Raw genomic sequence first — 1,957 nt, 5'->3', positions numbered from 1 at the left:
CGCGACCGCGGCCGCGAGAAGGATCGGGCGCCCGCGGGGCAGGGCGACGCGCAGGGTCGCGGCCAGCGCGCGCTTGAGCCGGCGGATCAACCCGCTCTCGTGCTGGTCGAGGCGCCTGAGGCCGGGCAGGAGGTAGTAGGCCATCACCGGCGTCAGGGTGATCGAGACCACGAGGCTCGCCAGGATCGCGACGATGTAGGCTTGGCCGAGCGGGGCGAAGAGCCGGCCCTCGATGCCGGAGAGCGCGAACAGCGGCACGAACACCAGCACGATCACCATCGTCGCGTAGACGATGCCGGAGCGCACCTCCTGCGAGGCGGCGACCACCACCGCGAAGGTCGAGCGCGGGTCGTCCGCCGCGCGGTTCTCCTTGAGCCGGCGAAAGATGTTCTCGACGTCGACGACCGCGTCGTCGACGAGCTCGCCGACGGCGATGGCGAGCCCCCCGAGGGTCATCGTGTTGATCGATAGGCAGGCGAGGTGGAACGCGATGGCCGTCGCCAGGATCGAGACGGGGATCGCGGTGAGCGAGATCGCCGTGGTCCGCAGGTTCAGCAGGAACGCGAACAGCACGATCGCCACCACCACGATCGCTTCCACCAGCACCTGCTCGACGTTGCGGATCGAGGTCTCGATGAAGTTCGCCTGCCGGAAGATCAGCCGGTCGGCGCGCACGCCCGCCGGCAGGGTCGCGGTGATCTCCGAGAGCGCCGCCTCGATCCGCCCGGTGAGCGCGACGGTGTCGGCGCCGGGCTGCTTCTCCACCGAGATCACCACCGCCGGCGCGCCCATGTAGCCGGCGTCGCCCCGCTTCACCTTGGCGGAGAACGACACCTCCGCCACCTGCCGCAGGTAGACCGGCCGCCCGTCCACGGTGGCGACGACCATGTTGCGCAGGTCGTCGAGGTTCATGGTCCGGCCGAGGTTCCGGATCAGGTATTCGCGGGCGTACTGGTCGGTGAAGCCGCCGCCGGTGTTGGTGCCGAACTGCGCCAACGCGGTCTCGAGCTGCGCCTGCGTCACGCCGAGCGCCCGCAGCGCCGTGGGTTGGGGCGCGACGCGGAACTGGCGCACTTCGCCGCCCATCGGGATCACCTGCGCCACGCCGGGGATCGACAGCAGGCGCGGCCGGATCGTGAAGTCGGCGATCTCGCGCAGGCGCATCGGGTCGACCGTGTCGCCGGTGAGCGCGACCATGACGATCTGCCCCATGATCGAGGAGATCGGACCCATGGTCGGGCTCACTTCCGCCGGCAGCTGCGGCCGCGCCATGGCGAGGCGCTCGGCCACCTGCTGGCGGTTGCGGTAGATGTCGGTGCCCCAGTCGAACTCGACATAGACCACCGACAGGCCGACGCCCGAGACCGAGCGCACGCGGGTGACGCCGGGCAGCCCGTTCATCTGCGTCTCCAGCGGGAAGGTGACGAGCTGCTCGACCTCCTGCGGGGCGAGGCCTTCCGCCTCGCTCATGATCGTGACGGTGGGCCGGTTGAGGTCGGGGAAGACGTCGACCGGCAGGCGCGTGACGGTGAACGCGCCGTAGACGACGAGGATCGCGGCGACGGCCAGCACCGCCAGCCGGTTGCGCAGGGCCTGCGTGACGAGGAACGTGAACATGCCGGCCTCCTCAGCGGATCTGGTTGAGGAGTTCGGAGCCCTGCGTCACGATCCGCTGCCCGGGCTTCAGCCCCGAGACCACCCGCACGCGGGCGGCGTCGAGCGGTTCGACCTGGACCTCGCGCGGCGCGAAGCGCTCCGGCGCGACGTGCTCGTAGACCAGGGTCTGGCCGTTGCCGCCGCGCACCACGCTGAGCCGCGGCAGGGCGAGGCCGGTCTGCTGCGTGTCGGTGGCGGCGAGCACGGTCACGAACTGGCCGGTGCGCAACTCGGGCGGCGCGTCGCGCACAGCGAACTGGATCGGCACGGCTGTGGGTCGAGGCCCTGAGCTTCGACGCGC

The 1,957-nt window shown here is 71.0% G+C and carries 1 protein-coding gene and 1 pseudogene; both read right to left on the bottom strand.

Features of this window, described 5'->3' with window-relative positions:
* A partial coding sequence (locus FV222_RS24435; protein ID WP_147815853.1) for an efflux RND transporter permease subunit occupies positions 1–1,617 on the bottom strand: 1,617 nt, incomplete at its 3' end.
* 10 nt (positions 1,618–1,627) lie between these two features.
* Positions 1,628–1,957: pseudogene (locus FV222_RS24430) on the bottom strand (RND transporter); the annotation flags it as partial.

Origin of the sequence: Methylobacterium sp. WL103 (genome assembly GCF_008039885.1) — a bacterium.
GTDB classification, from domain to species: domain Bacteria; phylum Pseudomonadota; class Alphaproteobacteria; order Rhizobiales; family Beijerinckiaceae; genus Methylobacterium; species Methylobacterium cerastii.
The sequence above is the reverse complement of the archived record's forward strand: the minus strand, read 5'-3'. Positions and strand labels throughout refer to the sequence as shown.